Origin of the sequence: Pseudomonas sp. ICMP 8385, assembly GCF_002699915.1 — a bacterium.
GTDB classification, from domain to species: Bacteria; Pseudomonadota; Gammaproteobacteria; order Pseudomonadales; family Pseudomonadaceae; genus Aquipseudomonas; species Aquipseudomonas gessardii.
This window is the reverse complement of record NZ_LKBY01000013.1, coordinates 1-21,454: the sequence shown is the minus strand read 5'-3', so window position 1 is coordinate 21,454 and position 21,454 is coordinate 1. Positions and strand designations below refer to the sequence as shown.

Here is a 21,454-nt window from a genome sequence, read left to right as displayed (position 1 = left end):
TCGCAACAAACCTACACATCTGACATAGATTTATTTCTGCCCACACGATTGGGCATCGGTCACGATGGCCAAGGTCGGGAGAGGGATTTTGACGCTCCGGCCTCCCCGCTGTTAGTGTCCGCCCTCTCCCCCGCAGCTATCTGCCAGGTGCGACCTACCCGCAAAACAATACCCCCAGGGACAACAGATCATTCTCAAAATGAACGGAGTTCAGCGCGTGCTTTTAATCCCCCGCCTCCAGCGCCTTACCAGCCTTTCGCTGATCGTCGCCGCCCTCGGCCTCGGCGCCTGCCACAGCACCAACACCCCCGACTTGCCGCCCGCCCCGGAGCTGGGTTCGGGCTATCGCACGGACATGAGCGTACGCCACGCCGAACGCCATATGGCGGCAGCGGCCAACCCGCTGGCGGCCGCCGCCGGGAGGGAGATATTGCGCCAGGGCGGCTCGGCGATCGATGCGGCCATCGCCATGCAAGCGGTGCTGACGCTGGTGGAGCCGCAATCCTCGGGGATCGGCGGTGGTGCCTTTATCATGCTGTGGGATGGCAAGCAGGTACGGGCCTATGATGGCCGTGAAACCGCACCGGCCGGCGCCACGGCCGATATGCTGCTCAATGCCGACGGCACGCCGATGGCGTTTGCCCAGGCGCAGATTGGTGGTCGGTCGGTCACCACCCCCGGTGTATTGCGCGCGCTGAAGATGGCCCACGAACACAGCGGGCGCCTGCCCTGGGCACAATTGTTTGCACCGGCGATCCAGCTGTCCGAGCAAGGCTTTGCGATTTCGGCACGCCTGCACAGCCTGATCGCCGCCGACCGCTACATCAGCCAGTCACCGGACATGGCGGCGTACTTCCTCAACGTCGACGGCAGCCCGAAAGCCACCGGCACCCTGTTGAAAAACCCGGCGCTGGCCACGGTGTTCAAACGTATCGCCAAAGAAGGGCCCGATGCGCTGTACCACGGCCCGATCGCCGAGGAGATTGCCCGCAAGGTCCAGGGCCATCACAACACGGGCCGCCTTGCGCTGAACGATCTCAAGGGCTACCGCGCCAAGGAACGCACGCCGCTGTGTACCGACTACAAGCGCTGGCAAGTGTGCGGCATGCCGCCGCCCTCTTCGGGCGGGGTGGCCATTGCGCAGATCCTCGGCACCTTGCAGGCCCTCGAAGCCCGTGACCCACGCTGGGCCCTGGCGCCGCTCAAGCCCGTGAAGACGACAACAGCCGCCGGCCTGGAACCAGCCCCCGAAGCGGTGCATATGATTGCCGAGGCCGACCGCCTGGCCTACGCCGACCGTGCGCAATACCTCGCTGATACGGACTTCGTACCGGTGCCGCTCGCGGGCCTGGTCGCCCCCGGCTACCTGGCCAGCCGTGCAGCATTGATTGGCGAACGCAGCATGGGCGTGGCCAGGCCCGGCCAACCGGCGGGCGTTCAGGTGGCCTACGCGCCGGATCGCTCGCCACTGCGTATTTCCACCTCGCAAGTGGTGGCCGTGGATGACCAGGGCGGCGCGGTGTCGATGACCACCACCATCGAAGCTGCATTCGGTTCCCACGTGATGGTCCAGGGTTTCCTGCTGAACAATCAGATGACTGACTTTTCCTTTATCCCCGAGGAAAACGGCCAGCCGGTGGCCAACCGCATCGAGCCGGGCAAACGCCCGCGCTCGTCCATGGCGCCGACCCTGGTCTTCGACCGCCAAAGTGGCGAGCTACTGGCCACGGTCGGCTCTCCCGGCGGCTCGCAGATCATCGAATACGTGAGCAAATCCCTGGTGGGCATGCTCGACTGGAACCTCGACCCGCAGGCCGCCATCAGCCTGCCCAACTTCGGCAGCCGCAATGGCGCGACCGAGCTGGAGCAAGGGCTGTTCAGCGAGCCGTTGAAGGCAGCGCTCAAAGAACGAGGGCATACCTTGAGCGAGATCGACATGACCAGTGGCACCCAGGCCATCGTGCGAGTGCACGATGCCCAGGGCAAGGCGACATGGAGTGGCGGCGCGGATCCACGGCGTGAGGGGGAAGCGTTGGGGGATTGACCCAGGGTTGTATCGCCTTTACAGGCCTCATCGCCGGCCAGCCGGCGATGGCGGTTGAAGGTTAGCGGCTGATCTTCAAACCCTTGCGCGCCGTATGGCGCTCCAGCGCCAGTTCGATCAGGCGGCTGACCAGTTCGCTGTAGCTCATCCCCGCCGCCTGCCACAACTTGGGGTACATGCTGATGCGGGTGAAACCGGGCAGTGAGTTGACCTCGTTGATCAGCACTTCACCGTCCTCGCACAGAAACACATCGACCCGTGCCAACCCGGCGCAGCCCAGCACTTCAAAGGCCTGCACGGCCAGGGCACGGATGCGTTCGCTGGCCTCGACGCTGATATCGGCCGGCACCAGCACTTGCGCGGCCTGGTCGTCGATGTACTTGCTGTCGTAGGAATAGAAGCCGTCACGTACCACGATCTCGCCACAACCGCTGGCAATGGGGCGTTCGTTGCCCAGCACCGCACATTCGATTTCGCGGCCTTTGACGGCCGATTCCACCAGCACTTTTTCATCGAAACCCAGGGCCAGTTCAATGGCGGCCAGGTACTCGGCTGCGTCAGCCACTTTGCTCACGCCCACTGAGGAGCCTTGGTTGGCCGGCTTGACGAACAGTGGTAAACCGAGCTTTTGCCGGGCCTGGTCGAAGGTTGTGCGTGCCGCGTTGCCGCGATTAAGGGTGATAAAGGGCGCCACGGCGATACCGGCATCGCGCAGCAGGCGCTTGCTGATGTCCTTGTCCATGCACACCGCCGAACCCAGCACGTCGGCCCCCACGAACGGCAGATCGGCCATGCGCAGCAACCCTTGCAGGCAACCGTCTTCGCCCAGGGTGCCGTGGACAATGGGGAAGATCACATCAACGTGTTCCAGCAGGCCCTGGCCCGAAGTTTCCACCAGTTGCTGGCTGGCCTTGCCCGGCACCACCGCCAGCTCGCGGTTGGATTGGTTGAGGGCGATCAGCGCCGGGTTTTCCTGGTTGAGCAGGAAGTTGGAGGTGTCATTGAGGTGCCAGTGGCCGGCCTTGTCGATGCCGATCAGCACCGGCTCGAAGCGCGTGCGGTCGAGGGCGTCGACGATGTTGCGCGCCGACTGCAAAGACACTTCATGCTCGGCCGAACGCCCACCAAAAATAATACCTACCCGCAACTTGCTCATAACCTGCCTCACATTGGAAATGTAGGGCTTATTACCACGAGCGCTCAGCAATTTGCCACCGTTGCAGCCGCGCACAATCGTACAAGACCCTGGCAGACAGCCGCCCCAGACTCAGTTAACGTAACGCCATCCGACCTTTTTTGAAAAACATCCCATGGGCAAACCCACTGCAAACATCGACTGGCTGCACCGGGCACCCCATGCCAGTGGCCTGGAGCGGATCGAGGCGTATTTTTCCGGGTTCGGCTTCGACCCTCATCGCCACGATACCTACGCCATCGGCCACACCCTGCTCGGCGTGCAGAGTTTTCATTATCGCGGCAGCCAGACCCACAGCCTGCCGGGCACCACCATGGTGATCCACCCCGACGAAGTGCACGATGGCTGGGCCGGTAGCGACGAGGGTTTCAAGTACCGGATGATTTATGTGGAGCCGGCGCTGATCCAGCAGATTCTCGGCGGCAAGCCCTTGCCTTTTATCCACAATGGGCTGTCCAACGACCCGTGGCTGCACCGGGCCTGCCAGGCCTTTGTGCAGCAGCTCGATTGCCCGCTGGACCCAATGCAGGAACAGGATGCGTTGTTCGACCTGGCCCATGCCCTGAACAATGCGTCGGGCATCAGCGTCAACCGCAAGACCTTCGATTACCAGGCCGCCGAGCGCGCCCGGGAATTTATCCACAGCGCCTTGGGGCGCAGCATCACCCTGGACGAAATGGCCGCGCACTGTGGGCGGGATCGCTGGGCCTTGTCCCGGGACTTTCGCCTGTTGTTCGGCACCAGCCCCTATCGCTACCTGACCATGCGCCGCCTGGACCTGGTGCGCAACCTGCTGGGCCAGGGCCAGTCACTGGTGGACGCGGCGCTGATCGCCGGCTTTACCGACCAGAGCCACATGACCCGGCAGTTTCGCAGCACCTTCGGCATCCCGCCGTCGCGATGGGTGAAGATGCTCGGCCGATAGCCAATAAAAACTGGAGATTTCCAGGGATGAACCTGACATTGACGCCTCCCCAGTGGGATGACGTGAACGAGCTGCTGGCATTCGAGCTGGCCAATCGGGCCTTTTTTGAACGCTGGGTCAATGCCCGGCCCGAGGCGTACTACTGCGTCGCCGGGGTACAGCGCGCCATCGACAGCGCACTGCTGGACGCCAGTGCAGACCGCGCCTATCAGTACCTGATTCGTGAAAACGGTGTGTTGGTGGGGCGCATCAACTTTACCCAGGTGCGCCGCCGCTACTATCACTCGGCATCCCTGGGCTATCGCATGGGGGCCCAGTTCACCGGGCGCGGCCTGGCCCGACAAGCGGTGGCACTGGGTCTGGAGAAAGCCTTTGGCGAACACGCCCTCAAGCGCATCGAGGCCACCGTACGCCCGGAAAACCCGGGCTCGCTGCGGGTCTTGCAGCGCAGCGGGTTCACCCAATATGGGCATTCACGCAAGGCATTCCTGCTGGATGGGCAGTGGTTCGACCTGTTGCTGTTCGAGGTGCATGCCTCCTGAGGCTTACGTCGACAGTTGGTTGGCAAACTGCCCGACCGCGCTGACCACTTTTTGCGCGCCGTCCTGGATCTCGACGATCACCGTGCCCGCCTCTGCCGCCAGGGACAAACCCTGCTCGGCCTGCAGCCGGCCGTCGCTCATCAGCGCCACGGCATCGCGGGCCATGTCCTGGTTCTGGCGCACCACGCCAACGATTTCTTCAGTGGCTTTGCTGGTACGCGACGCCAACTGCCGCACTTCATCGGCCACGACGGCAAACCCCCGGCCTTGTTCACCGGCACGGGCCGCTTCAATGGCGGCGTTGAGCGCCAGCAGGTTGGTCTGTTCGGCAATCCCGCTGATGGTCTTGACGATACTGCCAATCACCTGGGACTGGGCATTAAGGGCCTCGATGCCCTCGCCGGCCTGCTCCATGTGCCTGGCCAGCTCGCGCATGACCTCCACCGCCTGGGTCACCACGGCGGTGCCGCGCTGGGCGCTGTTGTCGGTGTGCAATGAGGTGCTGTAGGCAATATTGGCGGCATCGGCCACGGCGCGCTCCCGGTTGACCTGGTCGGTGATCACCGTGGCGAACTTGACCACTTTGTACAGCCGCTCGTTGGCGTCCATCACCGGGTTATAGGACGCCTCCAGCCAGACCTCATGCCCATGGGCGTCGATGCGCTTGAAGCGCCCGGCCACATATTCACCACTGTTCAAGCGTTTCCAGAAGTCCTGGTACTCGGGGCTGTTGGATTCGTGCGGATCGCAGAAGATACGGTGGTGCTTGCCCTGGATCTGCGCCAGGCTGTAGCCCATGCTTTGCAGGAAGCGGTCGTTGGCCGCCAGGACGTTGCCATTGAGGTCAAACTCGATCACCGCCGTAGAGCGCACCAGGGCCGCAATCAGGTTTTCGTGCTCGCGGGAAGCCTCGATGGTGCGGGTCAGGTCGCTGGAGTACACCGAAAACCGCTTGATACGCCCATCCGCGCCACGCACGGGCTGCACGATGGAGCGCAACCACGCCTCCTTGCCGTTGCCACGCAGCAGGCGCACAGTGCCAGCAAAATGCTCGCCACGGCTCAGGGCATTGTTAAAACGGAGCTGGAACGTGTCGCGCTTGACATGCTCCGGTACAAAACCATGAATGATATGCCCCACTAAGTCACTGGATTTGTAGACCATTTCATCCAGGAAGGGCTGGTTGACCCACTCAACCCGGCCCTCGGGATCCAGGCTCAAGGCCAGCATCTCCCGTTCCAGGCTCTCTCTGACCTGCTGCATGCTCGACAGTTCTTCACGGAGAGCGGCCAGCTCCTGCTTCATGCGGGTATTGAACATAGGAACACCAGAGGGCAGAGAATAGTGAGTGTTAGTGTAGCCATCGGCGCCCTTAGCGTTTTCTAAAGAGTGCTTGAGCCCACAACTCAACTATATTTTGCCCCCGCCTCAGCTCCCGTTGTTACGGCACAGCCCCATAACCTGGTACTCAAGGGTCTTGATCAGGCCACTGGAGTCTTCATAGGTCATGCGCGAAGGCACCACCTTACAGGCCCGGATCGGCGGCGTGACGCTGACCACCTTGGCGATATCCAGTTTCATGCCATACCGGTAGGCCTGCACTTGCGGTGCCGGTTTGCCCTGCTTGGCGGCGTAGCGGCTCATGGCTTGCTGGTTCTGTTGCATCAATTGAGCAATCTCGCGATCCCCTCCGGCTTCAGCCATCGCCCCCAGGGAAAGAGAAAAAACCACCGCGCCCAAGGCCAGTGCTAAACGTTTCATAAAGTCTCCTCGTCTGATTTCAAATCGCTGGAAGTTCAGAGCGAGAGTAACTAACGCACCCTGTCAGAAGGTTCACGTACAAATTACGTATCCGTAATATTCCATCTAACTGGCAAAATTGTAATGTTTACGACACCTCTCCGTTATCTTGCGTTTGCAACTATGACGCGGGCGCCCGGCATCCGGGGGCAGCCCTCCAATAAGAACGCCACAGGCGACTAAAAAGCTCATAGCTGCCAACACCGAGGAGCGATACATGCGCACTAACCGTACACTTTCCCTTTCCATCATGGCGGCACTGATCGGCGCAACACCGCTGGCCAGCACGGCCGCTGAAGATAAGCCTGAAGGTTTTATCGAAGGCAGTACGTTGAACGTACTGGCGCGCAATTTTTACTTCAACCGCGATGACCGCAAAGGCCAGTCCAGCCCGACCGGCAATGGCTACTCAGAGGCGTGGGCCCAGGGCCTGATCGGCAAGTTCGAGTCTGGTTTCACCCAGGGCACGGTGGGGTTTGGCCTGGATGCCTTTGCGATGTACGGCCTCAAGCTCGACTCCGGCACCGGGCGCAGCGGCGGCAAGGGCTCGTTCGGCATGTTGCCGGTGGACAGCGACAATCGCCCCGAAGACAACTACAGCAAACTCGGCGGCGCAGTGAAAATGCGCCTGATGGATACCGTCGTCAGGGTCGGCGATGTCTTCCCGCAAACCCCGGTGGTGTACTACGGTGACTCACGCCTGCTGCCGGAAAGTTTCCGTGGCGTTACCGTGGAAAACACCAGCGTGCAAGGCCTGAGCCTGCAAGGCGGACGCTTGCACTCCATGAGCCAGCCAACCGAAAGCGGCATGCGTGAGGGCTTCGCGACATTTTATGCCGGTAATGTGAACTCGCCCTGGATCGGTTACTTCGGCGGCGACTATCAACTCAACCCGCACGTAAGCCTCAGCCTCTACAGCAGCCGCTTGAAGGACGCCTGGGACCAGTATTACTTCGGTACGGCCGTCAATTATCCGCTGACCGAAGAGGTGTCGGTGTTTGGCGGCTTCAATTACTACAACGCCCAGGACGAGGGCAAAAAGCTGCTGGGTGAGCTCAATAACAACATCTGGAGCGCCAAACTCGGGGTGAAGGTCGGCGCCCACCGCCTGGCCCTGTCGCACCAGCGCAACAACGGCGACAATGACTTCGACTACCTGCGCCAGTCGGACTCGATCTTCCTCGACAACTCGATCCAGTACAGCGACTTCAACTCGCCGAAGGAGCGCTCGTGGGCACTGCGCTATGACCTGGACATGCAACCCTTCGGCATTCCCGGCCTGTCGTTCATGACCCGTTACGGCAAAGGCACCAATGCCGACTACAGCAACGCGAACGCGGTGTATATGCGCCGTGATGCCGCTGGCGATCCACTCACTGACCAGCGGCGCTGGGAGCGCGATATCGAGGCCAAATATGTGTTTCAGGGCGGCACCTTGAAAGACCTGTCCCTGCGGATTCGCCAGGCAACGGTGCGCTCAAGTGCCTTTGAGTCGGACCTTGAAGAGTTCCGGCTGATCATGGAATATCCGTTGGCCATTCTCTGATAAACCACAACGGCAAGTGATTACATTCACTTGCCGTTAACCAGCACTTCTTCACAATTGGCAACCTGTCAGAACTGTAATATACCCCTCACGTTCTCGTTAAGTTGCACTTCATATACTGCCTGCATTGACTGGCCGAAGAGATTTCCCCAACTAACGGCACAGGTCTTTTCTGGAGAAAGTTCATGAAGCCCATGCACATTTTATTGATCGGTCTGCTCAGTGGAGCATCCAGCGTTGCACTGGCTGACGACGGCGGCGAGCGCTCCCGTCAGTGGCTGGCTGAATTCCGCCAGCAACAGCAACAGATCCACAGCACCGAGGCCGTGGCCCAGCAAACCCCAGCCCCCTCGGACACTCCGGCTCCAAAAGCCATCTGAGCGGCGCACCCCGAGCAACATTCATCTCTTGAAGCTTTTTTTGTTGAGCTCCTTTGGAAAGAGATGAATTTTTAGCGCCCCTGACGGGCGCTTTTTTTTGCCCGCTCGATGGAATCGCCCCCTCCCCCGCGACCAATCGTCGCACCCGTACCCAGATAACCCGATTCTGCGGGGATGCACCTTGACCCTGAAGTAGCTTCAAGGCTCAGAATTTTCCTACATCCCGGACTACAGCCCTTATTCCGCGTAGCTCCAGTTACCCATCCGCTTATCAGTAAGAGGTCTATCTGCATGCGTATTCTTGTGGTTGAGGACGAGCCAAAAACTGCCGACTACTTACACCAAGGCTTGAGTGAGAGTGGTTATGTCGTCGATCGTGCCGCCAGTGGCATTGATGGCCTGCACCTGGCCGGGCAACACCATTACGAATTGGTGATCCTTGATGTCAACCTGCCGGGCAAGGACGGCTGGCAAGTGCTGGAGCAACTGCGCCGGGACAGCACCTTGCGGGTGATGATGCTCACCGCCCGCGGCCGCCTGGCCGACAAGATCAAGGGCCTGGACATGGGCGCCGATGATTACCTGGTCAAACCTTTCGAGTTTCCCGAGCTGCTGGCCAGGGTGCGTACGTTGATGCGACGCAGCGAACCGATCGCGTTGCCGGAGATATTCCGGGTTTCGGACCTGGAGCTGGACCCGCGCCGCCATCGTGCGTACCGGGGCACACGGCGCATTGACCTGACCACCAAGGAGTTCGCGCTGTTGCAGGTGCTGATGCGCCAGAGTGGTGAAGTGTTGACACGCACGCAGATCATTTCCCTGGTCTGGGACATGAACTTCGACTGCGACACCAATGTGGTGGAAGTCTCGATCAGCCGGCTGCGGGCCAAGGTCGATGACCAGAGCGAGGTCAAGTTGATCCATACCATTCGTGGCGTGGGGTATGTACTGGAAGCACGCCAATGAGGTCTGGCAGTTTATCCATGCGCCTGGGGCTCACCGTCAGCCTGATGGGCGCAGGCCTGGTGCTGTTGCTGGCGACCCTGGCGTACCTGGCCCTCACCCATGAGCTGGAAAACCTCGCGCGCAAAGGCCTGGAGAGCAAGATGGAACAAATCGAGCACAGCCTGCAGCAGGACCTCAACACCCGCGACATCAGCGCCCGGCCCCATTCGCTGCTGGACCTGGTGATGGGCCACGATAACTTTTACCTGACCATCATCAGTGCCGCCCCCGCCAACACCGTGCTGCTGAGTGTCGGCGCCAAGCCCCAGGAGCCCTTGCTGCTCGACTTTGCCGCCAAGCAAACCCTGGGTTTTCTCAACTGGACCGATGGGCGCGGCAACCAGATCCTCAGCGCGTCGAGCCTGATGCGCCTGCGCACCGGGGAAAACGTGCAGGTGTTGTTGTCCCTGAATCGCTCCGATGATCAGGCGCTGCTCAGTGCCAACCTGCGCTCCACCGTGATCGCCCTGCCGCTGCTGCTGATCCTTATTGGCATGGGCGCCTGGTGGCTGGTGCAGCGCGGGCTGGCCCCGTTGCAGCAATTTAGCCGCGTTGCCGGCAAAGTCACCACCCAGGACCTGACCCACCGCCTGAAGGTCGATAACCTGCCCCGGGAACTCAGCGAACTGGCCCAGGGCATCAACGTGATGCTGGACCGGCTGGATGCCGGCGTGCAGCAGTTGTCGCAATTTTCCGATGACCTGGCCCACGAACTGCGCGCCCCCCTGACCAACCTGATGGGCAAGGCCCAGGTAACCCTGTCCCGCGCCCGTGCGCCGCACGAGTACAAACTGGCACTGGAATCCAGTACCGAAGAACTGGACCGCCTGGCGCGGATCGTCGCCGACATGCTGTTTCTCGCCCAGGTCAGCCACCCGGCGGCGCGGGCGTCGTTTACCACCGTGAACCTGCGGGATGAAGCGCTGCGGGTCATGGAGCTGTTTGCCTTGAGCGCCGAAGACAAAGGGTTGAGCCTGAACCTGACCGGCGACGCCTGGGTCAAGGGGGATCGGCTGATGATTCAACGGGCCATTTCCAACCTGCTGTCCAACGCGATCCGCCACAGCCCCCAGGGTTCCGGCATTTCCTTACAAGTCCAGAGCCACGACCAGCGTGTCTCGCTGACCGTGAACAACCCGGGCCCGGGGATTGAAGCGCAACACCTGCCCCACCTGTTCGAGCGTTTCTACCGCGCCGACAACAGCCGCGCCCGCACCGAAGGCGGCACCGGGCTGGGGCTGGCGATCGTACGTTCGATCATGAGCCTGCACCAGGGCCTGGCCGAGGTCAGTAGCGTGCCGGACGGCATTACCGTGTTCCGATTGGTATTTCCCGTCCTGCCCACAAACCCCGTAGTCACTGCCGAACGTTAGCGAGGCGGCGCCCGGCGGCGCAGCCTCGCTGGAGTTCGGCAGCAGCTACGCTACCGGCTCCTCATCGCGCCGATGGGCCCACTGGTAAAGCGCAGGCAGTACCAGCAGCGTCAGCAACGTCGAAGAGATAATCCCGCCAATCACCACTGTCGCCAGCGGCCGTTGCACTTCAGCACCGGTGCCGGTGGCCAGGGCCATGGGGATAAACCCGAGGGATGCCACCAGCGCGGTCATCAACACCGGACGCAAGCGGGTCAGCGCCCCTTCATTGATCGCCACCGACAACGAACGCCCTTCCTCACGCAGGTTGCGGATAAACGCGATCATCACCAGGCCGTTGAGCACGGCCACCCCCGACAGCGCAATAAACCCCACCCCAGCGGAAATCGACAGCGGAATATCCCGCAGCCACAGCGCCATGATCCCACCGGTCAGGGCGAAGGGAATCCCGGTGAACACCAGCAACCCGTCCTTGAGGTTGTTGAACATCATGAACAGCAGGCCGAATACCAGCAGCAACGCCACCGGCACCACCACCCGCAAGCGCTCGGACGCTTCCTTGAGTTGCTCGAACTGCCCGCCCCAGGTGGTCCAGTAGCCGGCGGGCACTTTTACTTGGGCGGTGATCGCGGTTTGCGCCTCCTCGACAAAGGAGCCGATATCACGCCCACGCACGTTGGCGCTGACAATCACCAGGCGCTTGCCGTTTTCGCGGCTGATCTGGTTCGGCCCAAGCACCAGGTCCAGGCTTGCGACTTCCGACAAGGCAATAAAGCCCAGTTGCCCCGTGGTGTTGTTGGCCAGCGCCGGGATCGGCACCAATAGCCGCGACAACCCCTCGATATCGGTACGCAGCGTGTCGGACAAACGCACCACCATGTCAAAGCGCCGGTCACCTTCGTACATCGTGCCCGCCTGGCGCCCACCCACGGCCACGGCAATGGTGTCTTGGACATCGCCGACATTCAGGCCAAAGCGCGCGGCTTTGTCACGGTCGATATTGATGGTCAGCACCGGCAGGCCGGAGGTCTGTTCCACCTTCACTTCAGAGGCGCCGCTGAGCTTCTTCAAGGTCTCGGCAATCTCCCCGGCGGTTTTGTTCAGCACCGCCATATCATCGCCAAACACCTTCACCGCCACGTCACTGCGCACCCCGGAAATCAACTCGTTGAAACGCAGTTGGATCGGCTGCGACAACTCGTACTGGCTCCCCGGCACAATCGCACTGGCCCGCTGGATCTCGGCGATCAATTGTTCGCGGGATTTCTTCGGATCCGGCCACTGGTCCTTGGGCTTGAGCATCAGGTAGCTGTCGGAAATATTCGGCGGCATCGGGTCGGAGGCGATTTCCGCCGTACCGGTACGGGCAAATACGCGCTGGATTTCCGGCACCTGGGCCAGCAAGGTTTTTTCCAACTGCTCCTGCATCTGCACCGACTGCGTCAGGCTGGTGCCCGGTACACGCATGGCTTGCTGGGCAAAGTCACCTTCGCTGAGGCTGGGGATAAATTCACTGCCCATGCGGCTGGCCACTGCGCCAGACACCACGATGGTCAACAGCGCCATGCCAAAGGCCAATGAACGGTGAGCCATCACCCAATCCAGCACCGGCGCATAGCCCCGGCGTGCGGTACGCATCACCCAGTTTTCTTCTTCCTTGACCTTGCCGGTGACGAACAGCGCAATGGCCGCCGGCACAAAGGTCACCGACAGAATCATCGCGCCCAGCAACGCCACCACCACGGTGAAGGCCATGGGGTGGAACATTTTCCCGGCCACCCCGGTAAGGGCGAAGATCGGCAGGTACACCACCATGATGATCAACTGCCCGAAGATCAGCGCGCGGCGCGCCTCCTTGGCGGCGGCAAACACTTCGTGCAGGCGTTCGCTGCGGGTCAGCAGGCGGCCGTGGCGGTGCTGCGCATGGGCCAGGCGGCGGATGGAGTTCTCCACGATCACCACCGCGCCATCGACGATGATCCCGAAGTCCAGCGCGCCCAGGCTCATCAGGTTGGCACTGACTTTGTTGGTGAACATCCCGGTAAAGGTGAACAGCATGGCCAGCGGAATCACCATCGCGGTGATCAACGCGGCGCGGATATTGCCCAGGAACAGGAACAGAATCACGATAACCAGCAGCGCACCTTCAAAGAGGTTTTTCTTCACGGTGGCAATGGCTTTTTCCACCAGGTTGGTGCGGTCGTAGACCGTCACCGCCACCACGCCTTCGGGCAGTGAGCGGTTGATCTCTTCGAGTTTTTTCGCCACCGCCTGGGACACGGTGCGGCTGTTTTCGCCGATCAACATAAAGACGGTGCCGAGTACCACTTCGCGACCATTTTCGGTGGCCGCGCCCGTGCGCAACTCGCGGCCGATATCGACCTGGGCCACATTGCGCACGCGGATCGGCGTGCCATCTACCGTGTTGATCACGATATTGGCGATGTCGTCGATGGACGCCACCTGCCCCGGCGCGCGGATCAGCAACTGCTCGCCGCTGCGCTCGATATAACCGGCGCCGACGTTGGCGTTGTTACGCTCCAGCGCGGTGACCAGATCGGTTAACGTCAGGTTATAGGCGGCCAGGCGCTTGGGGTCTGGGGCAATCTGGTATTCCTTGGCAAAGCCGCCAATGGTATTGATCTCGGCCACGCCGGGCACGTTGCGCAGTTGCGGCTTGATGATCCAGTCCTGAATCACCCGCAGGTCGGTGGGGGTATAGGCCGAGCCGTCCTCCTTGCGCGCACCGTCTTCGGCCTCCACGGTCCACAGGAAAATTTCCCCCAGACCGGTGGAAACCGGCCCCATCATCGTCTCGATCCCGTCAGGCAATTGCTCGCGGGCGACCTGCAAGCGTTCGTTGACCAGCTGCCGGGCGAAGAACAGGTCGGTGCCGTCCTTGAAGATCACCGTGACCTGGGACAATCCCGAACGCGACAACGAGCGGGTCTGCTGGAGACCCGGCAGGCCGGCCATCGCGGTTTCGATGGGAAAGGTGATGCGCTGCTCGGTTTCCAGCGGGGAAAAACCCGGCGCCGCCGAGTTGATCTGCACCTGGACGTTGGTGATGTCCGGCACTGCGTCGATGGGCAGTTTCTGATAGCTGGCGATGCCGACACCGGCCATCAACAGCACCGCCAGCAGCACGATGATGCGCTGCTCGATGGCAAATTGAATTAGACGCTCAAACATGGGAAATCACTCGCAGGATCAATGGGCGTGCTCGGCCGAAGCCTTGCCCAGCTCGGACTTGAGGACGAAACTGCCGACGGTCGCCACCTGTGCCCCGGCCTCCAGGCCCTGGCGCACTTCAACAAAGCCGTTTTCACTCACCCCAAGCTCCACATGGCGGGTCATGAAACCTTCGGCGGTGCGCACAAAGACCGACGGCTTGTCTTCCACGGTCTGGATCGCCGCCGCCGGTACGGTGACCGCCGCCGCATAGGTGTCCGTCGAGACCTGGACCGCCACGAACAAGCCGGGGCGCCATGAATCGTCAGGGTTGGGCACGGTGACGCGCACCGTGGCCGTGCGCGTCTGCTCACCCAGCAAGTTGCCGACATAGGCCACGGTGCCCATCACGTCGGTGCCCATTTCCGTGGAGCTGACCTTCACCGGCTTGCCGACCTGGACCTTGTTCAAATCCTTGGGGAACACGCCGAAGGTGACCCACACCTGGGACAGGTCCGACAGGGTGAACGCGGCGCTGGTCTCACTCACCACCTCGCCGACACCCAGGTGTTTTTCCACCACCACCCCGGCAAACGGCGCACGCAGCTCATAACGATTGCCGCCGGCCAACACGGCGCTGCCACTCAGGGCGTTCATTTTTTGCCGCGCATTGTTCAGGGCAATCTCGGCTTCTTGCAGGGTCTGGCGGGCCAGCAGGTAATCCTGTTCGGCGGAGATCTTGTCCTGCCATAACTGACGCTCGCGCTGGAAGGTAGTGCGCGCCAGTTCGACCCGGCGTTCGCTGGCCGCCAACTCGCTGCGCTGGTCGGAGATCTGCTGGCTGGCGATCACCGCCAGCAACTCGCCCTGCTTCACTTTCTGCCCCAGGTTGACCTTCACCGACTCCACCACGCCCGCAGCACGGGGCACGATATGGGAGGTGCGGTCTTCGTCGAATCGCACTTCGCCCGGCAGTGACAGCAACGTGCTGATTTGCCGGGGTTGGGCCAGGGCCAGTTGAATGCCGGCAGCCTGGATCTGTTGGTCGTTAAGCACCAGCGCGCCCTCTTCCTCTTCGCCTTCCTCTTTGGGCGCCTCGGCGGCGGCCACGGTGGGCTGGGGCGCGACGCTGGTGGCCGGCCAAAACGCCACCACCCCGAGGGCCACGGCTACCGCAACGGCCAGAGCCATGCCTTGTTTTTTGTTCATGGGTCACTCCTGATAGATCAAATGCGGGCGAGGTCGCCGTAAATCCGTTCGATGCGCACCCAGGCGTCGGTGGCCTGGGCGAGTGCGGCGAGGTATTGGGTGCGGGCGGCGATCAAGGTGCGCTGGGCGTCGAGTACGTCGAGGAAGTTGAACTTGCCCATCTCGAAGCCACGGGTGGCACTGTCCACCGCACTTTGGGCGGCAGGCAGGATCACTTGGTTGAAGGCGCTTACTTCACTGTTGGCCGTTGCCCACAGGTCCAGGGCCTGGCGGGTTTCGGTGCGCAGGCGCAGTTCAGTGGCGTTGCGCAGGTCCCGGGCCTGATCGGCGCGGCGGCTGGCGGCCAGGACATTGCCCTGGTTGCGGTTGAACAGCGGGATCGGCATCGACACACCGACCAGGTTCACCCGTTCGCGGACACTGGCGTCGTACTGGCTGCCGATGGACACGTCGAGGTCGGGAATGCGCTGGGCTTTTTCCAGGCCCAGGCCGGCTTCCCGTTGCCGGATTTGCAGTTCAGCCAGACGCAATTCGGCAGTATTTCCCAGGCGCGCCAGCAATTGGTTGGTGGACGGCAGCGCCGGAATGCTGGCGGCACCGGCCTCGACGCGCTGGAAGTCGATATTGGCGCTACCGGTGATCGCCGCCAGCCGGCGGTAGGCCTCGGTCACTCCGATCTCGGCGCGGCTGCGCTCCAGGCGGATTTCCGAAACTTGCACCTGGGCGCGGGTGGCTTCGACCGGCGACGACTTACCCGCCCTGACCCGGCCATCGGCAACCACCAGGCCGCGTTCGGCCAATGCCATCGAGCGTTGGGCCAGTTCCAGGCGTTCCTGGGCCCGCAGTGCACCATAAAAGCCATCGATGACCTCGGCGCGCAGCAGGTTGCGGCGCTGCTCCAGTTCCTGGGCTGCCGCATCCTGTGCCCGTGAGGCCAGATCGATCCGCGCCCCGCGCTTGCCGCCCAGTTCCAGGGTCTGGGTCAACTTGATCGTCGTGGTGCGGGTGCGGCGGCGGGTGTCTTCGGCATCCCAGGACGCCACCGGGTTGGGAATCAGCCCGGCCTGCTGCCGACCGCCCTGGGCGATGTCGATTTCCCATTGCGCCGCGGCCAGGTCCGGGTTGCCGGCAAACGCACTTTGCAGGGCTGATTCGAGGGTCAGGGTCTGGGCGCTCGCCATTTGGGCTATCGCCAATACCCCCACAACGGAGCACACAATTGTTCTTAAAAACGTTGGCATAACAAGCGTTCCACACCCATGAGTTGGCGGATAGATCCAAGCAGGGGCAATGTAACTTTCGCGACTTATCAGAGGGGTGGCCAGAACATTACAAATCCGTTAGCAAAGGCTCTGGTCCGGGGTTTTGCTTTAACCTTCGCGGCGACATGCAGATAATTTCCCTGGCACCGAGGCACGCTCGACATGCGAATCCTGGTTATCGAAGATGAACTGAAAACGGCCGATTACTTGCAGCAGGGCCTGAGCGAAAGCGGCTATGTGGTCGATTGCGCGGCCAGCGGCGCCGACGGTGTACACCTGGCGCGGCAACACGCCTACGACCTGGTGCTGCTGGATGTGAACCTGCCGATCATGGACGGTTGGGATGTGCTGCAAAGGATCCGCCAGACCAGTAACACCCGCATCATGATGCTGACCGCCCAGGGGCGCCTGGCCGATAAAATCAAAGGCCTGGAGCTGGGCGCCGACGACTACCTGGTCAAGCCTTTCGAGTTTCCCGAACTGCTGGCCAGGGTCCGCACCCTGATGCGGCGCAGCGTCGAGACCGCCGTGCCGGATGTGTTGCGGGTGGCCGACCTGGAACTGGACCAGGGCCGCCACCGTGCCTTTCGCGGCAGCCAGCGGATTGACCTGACCACCAAGGAGTTCGCCCTGCTGCACCTGCTGATGCGCCAGAGCGGTGTGGTGCTGTCGCGCACACAAATCATCTCGTTTGTGTGGGACATGAACTTCGATTGCGACACCAATGTGGTCGAGGTCTCGATCCGCCGCCTGCGCGCGAAGATCGACGACCCGTTCGAGCGCAAGTTGATCCACACCTTGCGCGGGGTGGGCTACGTGTTGGAAGACCGCGAATAGCGGTCAGTGCGCAATCGGCTCCTGATGAAAACCCTCGCCCTCGATCTGGATAGTGACGTGGGAAATATCGAATTGTTCATGCAGTAATTCGGTCACCTGGGCGAGGATCTGTTGTTCAGTACCCAGTGCCAGGTCCACCACCAGATGGCTGCTCAGCACGTTTTTGCCACTGGTCAGAGCCCAGATATGCAAGTCATGCACCTCCTTGACCCCAGGCACCGCGCAAATGCCCTGCTCTATCGCGTCGATATCGAGGCCATCCGGCACGCCTTGCAGCAGCACGTTCATGCTGGCCTTGAGCAGTGTCCAGGTTCTGGGCACCACCCAAAACCCAATCGCCGCCGCCACCACCGAGTCGACCCAGCCCCAGCCGGTAAACATGATCACCACTGCCGCAATGATCACGCCGACGGAACCGAGCATGTCGCTCCAGACCTCCAGGTAGGCGCCCTTGACGTTCAGGCTCTCGCCACTGGCCGCGCTGAGCAGGCGCATGGAAATCAGGTTGACGATCAGGCCCAGCACGGCAATCACCAGCATGCCGGTGGACTGGATTTCGGCCGGTGCCCGCAAACGCTGGTAAGCCTCATAGAGGATGTAGAACGCCACCACGAACAGCAGCAACGCATTGAACGCGGCCGCGAGGATTTCGAAACGGGCGTAGCCAAATGTGCGTTTACGGTCGGCGGCGCGCTTGGCGACCTGGATCGCCACCAGGGAAATGGCCAGCGCCAGGGTATCGGTCATCATATGGGCGGCGTCGGACAGCAATGCCAGGCTGCCGGTGACAAAGGCGCCGATCACTTCGGCAATCATGAAACTGCCGGTCAGCCCCAAGGCTAACCATAATTTACGCTCGTGGCCGGCGCGTACGGTGGCGTGGCTGTGTCCTGCGCTCATAGAGTGTCCTCGTGGGGGAATGTGCGCTGATCATAGAGCGATAAAGGGAAACTTTTGGTATGAATTACATAATTGTCATGTGACTGCCATTAAGCCGTATGGCAGAAGGCGACCACATCCCCTGTAGGAGAATGCGGCGGCGTCAAAAAACAGGGCGCCGACCAAACCGCAATGCACTGGCCACGCCGACCGCGCCCATCACCACGCAGTAAAAAACGCAGATCCATGGGCTGGTGGGCATCAGCGCGATCAGCATCAACGGCGTAGTACTGGCCCACAGCGCGTAGGCAATGTTGTAGGTGAAAGAAATCCCCGACACACGCACCGGCGCCGGGAACAGGCTGACCATCACCGACGGCACCGCGCCCACCACCCCGCAACTCAACCCCGCCACAGCATAGGCCACGCCCAGCCACACGCCACCCGCGATCAGGCTGGCGTAGAGCACGGCGATGCCGACGGGTAACAGCAGGCTGTAGACCAGCACCGCGCGCCAGGCGCCGATGCGGTCCACCAACAGGCCGGCGAGTACGCAACCGATATTCAGGAACACGATGCCCAATGCGCTCAGGGCAAAGGTGTGGCTGGGGCTCATGCCAAAGGTTTTCTGCATCATGGTCGGCGTGATCACCACCAGCACCACCACTGCCGAGGTGAGTACACAGGTCAGCAACATGGCCGGCAGCAACGCTTGGCGGTGGTCGCGCAACACCGTGCGCAGCGGCAGTTCGGCATCAGCCTGGCGGCGCGCCTGCATGGCCAGGAACACCGGGGTTTCGCTCAGCCAACGGCGCAGCCACACGCCAATCACGCCAAACACACCGCCCAACAGAAACGGGAAGCGCCAGGCGTAATCAAGGATTTGTTCAGCGGTGAACAGCTGCGCCAGCAAGGTCGCGGTCAAGGCCCCCAGCAGGTAACCGAAGGTCAGCCCGGCCTGCAGGAACCCCAGGGCATAACCGCGATGATTGGCCGGCGCGTGCTCGGCGACGAAGACCCAGGCGCTGGGCACTTCACCACCCACCGCGGCGCCCTGCAGGACGCGCAGCGCCAGTAGGATCAGGGGTGCGAAATAGCCGATTTGCGCGTAGGTCGGCATGATCCCGATCAACAGGCAGGGCAAGGCCATCATCAGGATACTCAGGCTGAACACGCGCTTGCGCCCCAGGTGATCGGCAAAGTGCGCCATCAGGATCCCGCCCAGTGGCCGCGCCAGGTAGCCGGTGACGAAAATCCCGAAACTTTGCAGCAGGCGCAGCCATTCGGGCATTTGCGGGGGGAAGAACAGCTGGCTCAGGGTCAGGGCAAAAAATACAAAGATGATGAAATCGTAGATTTCCAGGGCACCGCCCAGGGCGGCCAGGCCCAGGGTCTTGTAGTCGGAGCGGGAAAAACGCTGCGCCTGTGGATAAGCGGTGGCAGTCATGGAGAAGCTCGGCAGACAGACAAAATGGCGTGCAGGTTATGAGCTGGGCCGGATCCTGGCAATGCCGTGGATATATTCGTTTTACTCATTGATCCATGAAAATAACAACCTTCCCAAATAAATAACCTTGGGCCAAGATGCGGCGATACCTTGCACAGCCCCTGGCGCTTACATAATAACGACAAGAGGTATTCCCACGTGGCCGATCCTATCGAAGACAGCCGCTATGCCCGCTTTGCCCTGCGTTGCTCGAACTTTGCCGAGCGCTGGTTTCCCGACTCCTGGGTGTTTGCCGCCCTGGCCGTGATCATTGTCAGCGTGGCGACCCTGGGTATGGGCGCCGCCCCCACCGATGCGGCCAAGGCCTTTGGCGATGGCTTCTGGAGCCTGATCCCGTTCACCATGCAGATGGCCTTCGTGGTGATTGGCGGCTATGTGGTGGCCAGTTCGCCGCCCGCCGTGAAGTTGATTGATCGCCTGGCGCGCATCCCGAAAAACGGCCGCTCGGCCGTGGCGTGGGTGGCGCTGATCTCGATGGTCGCGTCGTTGCTCAACTGGGGCCTGTCCCTGGTGTTCGGCGGGTTGCTGGTGCGGGCGCTGGCGCGGCGCACGGATTTGCGCATGGATTATCGCGCCGCCGGCGCGGCGGCCTATCTGGGCCTGGGCGCCGTGTGGGCGCTGGGGTTGTCGTCATCGGCCGCGCAATTGCAGGCCAACCCGGCCAGCTTGCCGCCGTCGATCCTGGCGATCACCGGGACCATTCCCTTCACCGACACGATCTTTCTGTGGCAATCGGGCGTGCTGTTGCTGGCGTTGATCGTGGTGTCGCTGCTCATCGCCTACGTCACCGCGCCAGGCCCCAACTCGGCCCGTGACGCCAAGGCCTGTGGCGTGGACCCGGCGTTCAACCTGCCCAAGCTGCAACCGCCCAGCCGTCCGGGGGAATGGCTGGAGCACAGCCCGTTGCTGACCCTCTTGCTCGCGCTGCTGGCCGCCGGTTGGCTGTTCCACGAGTTTTCGACCAAGCCGGCGATCAGTGCGATCTCGGGGCTCAACACCTATAACTTTTTGTTCCTGATGCTCGGCGCCCTGTTGCACTGGCGCCCGCGCAGTTTCCTCGACGCCGTGGCGCGCGCGGTGCCCACCACCACCGGGGTGTTGATCCAGTTCCCGCTGTACGGTTCCATCGCGGCGCTGATCACCGTGGTCAAGGGCGGCGACGGCCAGACCCTGGCCCACCATATCTCGACCTTCTTCACCTCCATCGCCTCCCACGATACCTACGCGCTGCTGATGGGCGTGTACTCGGCGGTACTGGGGTTCTTTATCCCGTCGGGCGGTGGCAAGTGGATCATCGAGGCGCCCTATGTGATGCAGGTGGCCAATGACCTGCAATATCACCTGGGCTGGGCCGTGCAGATCTACAACGCCGCCGAGGCCCTGCCGAACCTGATCAACCCGTTTTACATGCTGCCGTTACTCGGCGTGCTGGGGCTCAAGGCGCGGGACTTGATCGGGTTTTCGTTTGTGCAGTTGCTGGTGCACACGCCCCTGGTGCTGTTCCTGCTTTGGGCGCTGGGAACGACGCTGAAGTACATGCCGCCGGTGATGCCTTAATCTTTGGACGTTGCACCCGTTGTTGTGGCGGGTGCAGCCAGGTCGACATTGAGCGCCTTTTTTCCCTCTGAATATTTCAAGGAAGGAACCCAACACGACTGAAAAACCACCTATATGGTGTCTTTTAGGGAAACTCTGAAAAAGACTTTCTGATTTGGCAAAATACCGCGACCCCACCCACCGAGTTTCCCGATGAAGCAGATGACCTTCGCCGACGCCGAG

At 61.8% G+C, this 21,454-nt stretch carries 16 protein-coding genes and 2 pseudogenes; 9 read left to right on the top strand and 9 right to left on the bottom strand.

What is annotated here, in order from left to right:
• Window positions 1-199 precede the first annotated feature (199 nt).
• The gene (gene ggt / locus AO268_RS03870) at window positions 200-2,044 is read left to right on the top strand and encodes a gamma-glutamyltransferase (RefSeq protein ID WP_099167944.1); all 1,845 of its coding nucleotides are present in this window, start codon (window positions 200-202) and stop codon (window positions 2,042-2,044) included.
• A gap of 61 nt (window positions 2,045-2,105) precedes the next feature.
• Here the strand turns inward: ggt and ddlA are convergent, their stop codons facing one another.
• Entirely contained in the window at window positions 2,106-3,200 is a 1,095-nt protein-coding gene (ddlA, locus tag AO268_RS03865) for a D-alanine--D-alanine ligase (protein WP_099167943.1), read from the bottom strand.
• A gap of 154 nt (window positions 3,201-3,354) precedes the next feature.
• Between ddlA and AO268_RS03860 the strand changes: the two genes are divergently transcribed.
• Both AO268_RS03860 and AO268_RS03855 read left to right on the top strand, forming a co-directional pair.
• Window positions 3,355-4,164 (top strand): AraC family transcriptional regulator, encoded by an 810-nt coding sequence (locus tag AO268_RS03860; protein WP_099167942.1) that lies wholly within the window; start codon window positions 3,355-3,357, stop codon window positions 4,162-4,164.
• Window positions 4,165-4,190: 26 nt separating this feature from the next.
• Window positions 4,191-4,706, top strand: coding sequence for a GNAT family N-acetyltransferase (locus AO268_RS03855; protein WP_099167941.1), 516 nt, complete (start codon window positions 4,191-4,193; stop codon window positions 4,704-4,706).
• 3 nt (window positions 4,707-4,709) lie between these two features.
• On the opposite strand, the pseudogene AO268_RS33650 reads toward AO268_RS03855, so the two are convergent.
• The 3 genes and pseudogenes from AO268_RS33650 to AO268_RS03845 form a co-directional block, all read right to left on the bottom strand.
• Window positions 4,710-5,138: pseudogene (locus AO268_RS33650) on the bottom strand (methyl-accepting chemotaxis protein); the annotation flags it as partial.
• Window positions 5,139-5,249: 111 nt separating this feature from the next.
• A pseudogene (locus AO268_RS33645) lies at window positions 5,250-5,936 on the bottom strand (PAS domain-containing protein); the annotation flags it as partial.
• A gap of 198 nt (window positions 5,937-6,134) precedes the next feature.
• Window positions 6,135-6,467 carry a DUF2790 domain-containing protein gene (locus tag AO268_RS03845; protein WP_076964078.1) on the bottom strand — a complete coding sequence of 111 codons (333 nt, stop codon included), beginning with the start codon at window positions 6,465-6,467 and terminating at the stop codon, window positions 6,135-6,137.
• Window positions 6,468-6,723: 256 nt separating this feature from the next.
• Here AO268_RS03845 and AO268_RS03840 point away from each other — a divergent pair, with 256 nt between their 5' ends.
• The 4 genes from AO268_RS03840 (at window position 6,724) to AO268_RS03825 (ending at window position 10,810) form a co-directional block, all read left to right on the top strand.
• The gene (locus tag AO268_RS03840) at window positions 6,724-8,052 is read left to right on the top strand and encodes an OprD family porin (protein ID WP_076964077.1); all 1,329 of its coding nucleotides are present in this window, start codon (window positions 6,724-6,726) and stop codon (window positions 8,050-8,052) included.
• Between the two features lie 185 nt (window positions 8,053-8,237).
• The gene (locus AO268_RS03835; RefSeq protein ID WP_076964076.1) at window positions 8,238-8,432 is read left to right on the top strand and encodes a hypothetical protein; all 195 of its coding nucleotides are present in this window, start codon (window positions 8,238-8,240) and stop codon (window positions 8,430-8,432) included.
• A gap of 291 nt (window positions 8,433-8,723) precedes the next feature.
• Window positions 8,724-9,398: a heavy metal response regulator transcription factor gene (locus AO268_RS03830; protein WP_076964075.1), complete on the top strand. Its 675-nt coding sequence runs from the start codon at window positions 8,724-8,726 to the stop codon at window positions 9,396-9,398.
• Window positions 9,395-10,810 carry a heavy metal sensor histidine kinase gene (locus tag AO268_RS03825; RefSeq protein WP_099167940.1) on the top strand — a complete coding sequence of 472 codons (1,416 nt, stop codon included), beginning with the start codon at window positions 9,395-9,397 and terminating at the stop codon, window positions 10,808-10,810. Before AO268_RS03830 ends, AO268_RS03825 begins: the two co-directional genes overlap by 4 nt.
• Before the next feature lie 45 nt (window positions 10,811-10,855).
• On the opposite strand, the gene AO268_RS03820 is transcribed toward AO268_RS03825, so the two are convergent.
• Genes AO268_RS03820 through AO268_RS03810 form a run of 3 tightly spaced genes read right to left on the bottom strand, consistent with a single transcriptional unit; the run spans window position 10,856 to window position 16,431 of the window.
• Window positions 10,856-14,002 carry a CusA/CzcA family heavy metal efflux RND transporter gene (locus AO268_RS03820; RefSeq protein ID WP_076964073.1) on the bottom strand — a complete coding sequence of 1,049 codons (3,147 nt, stop codon included), beginning with the start codon at window positions 14,000-14,002 and terminating at the stop codon, window positions 10,856-10,858.
• A gap of 18 nt (window positions 14,003-14,020) precedes the next feature.
• Window positions 14,021-15,190 (bottom strand): efflux RND transporter periplasmic adaptor subunit, encoded by a 1,170-nt coding sequence (locus AO268_RS03815; protein ID WP_076964072.1) that lies wholly within the window; start codon window positions 15,188-15,190, stop codon window positions 14,021-14,023.
• Window positions 15,191-15,207: 17 nt separating this feature from the next.
• Window positions 15,208-16,431, bottom strand: coding sequence for a TolC family protein (locus AO268_RS03810; protein ID WP_076964071.1), 1,224 nt, complete (start codon window positions 16,429-16,431; stop codon window positions 15,208-15,210).
• Between the two features lie 183 nt (window positions 16,432-16,614).
• On the opposite strand from AO268_RS03810, the gene AO268_RS03805 reads away from it, so the two are divergent.
• Window positions 16,615-17,289: a heavy metal response regulator transcription factor gene (locus AO268_RS03805; RefSeq protein ID WP_076964070.1), complete on the top strand. Its 675-nt coding sequence runs from the start codon at window positions 16,615-16,617 to the stop codon at window positions 17,287-17,289.
• Between the two features lie 3 nt (window positions 17,290-17,292).
• Here AO268_RS03805 and AO268_RS03800 read toward each other — a convergent pair whose 3' ends face one another.
• Window positions 17,293-18,189: a cation diffusion facilitator family transporter gene (locus AO268_RS03800; RefSeq protein WP_076964069.1), complete on the bottom strand. Its 897-nt coding sequence runs from the start codon at window positions 18,187-18,189 to the stop codon at window positions 17,293-17,295.
• 142 nt (window positions 18,190-18,331) lie between these two features.
• Window positions 18,332-19,615 (bottom strand): MFS transporter, encoded by a 1,284-nt coding sequence (locus tag AO268_RS03795; protein WP_099167939.1) that lies wholly within the window; start codon window positions 19,613-19,615, stop codon window positions 18,332-18,334.
• Between the two features lie 198 nt (window positions 19,616-19,813).
• On the opposite strand from AO268_RS03795, the gene AO268_RS03790 reads away from it, so the two are divergent.
• Window positions 19,814-21,232 carry a short-chain fatty acid transporter gene (locus AO268_RS03790; RefSeq protein ID WP_076964067.1) on the top strand — a complete coding sequence of 473 codons (1,419 nt, stop codon included), beginning with the start codon at window positions 19,814-19,816 and terminating at the stop codon, window positions 21,230-21,232.
• Window positions 21,233-21,454 lie beyond the last annotated feature (222 nt).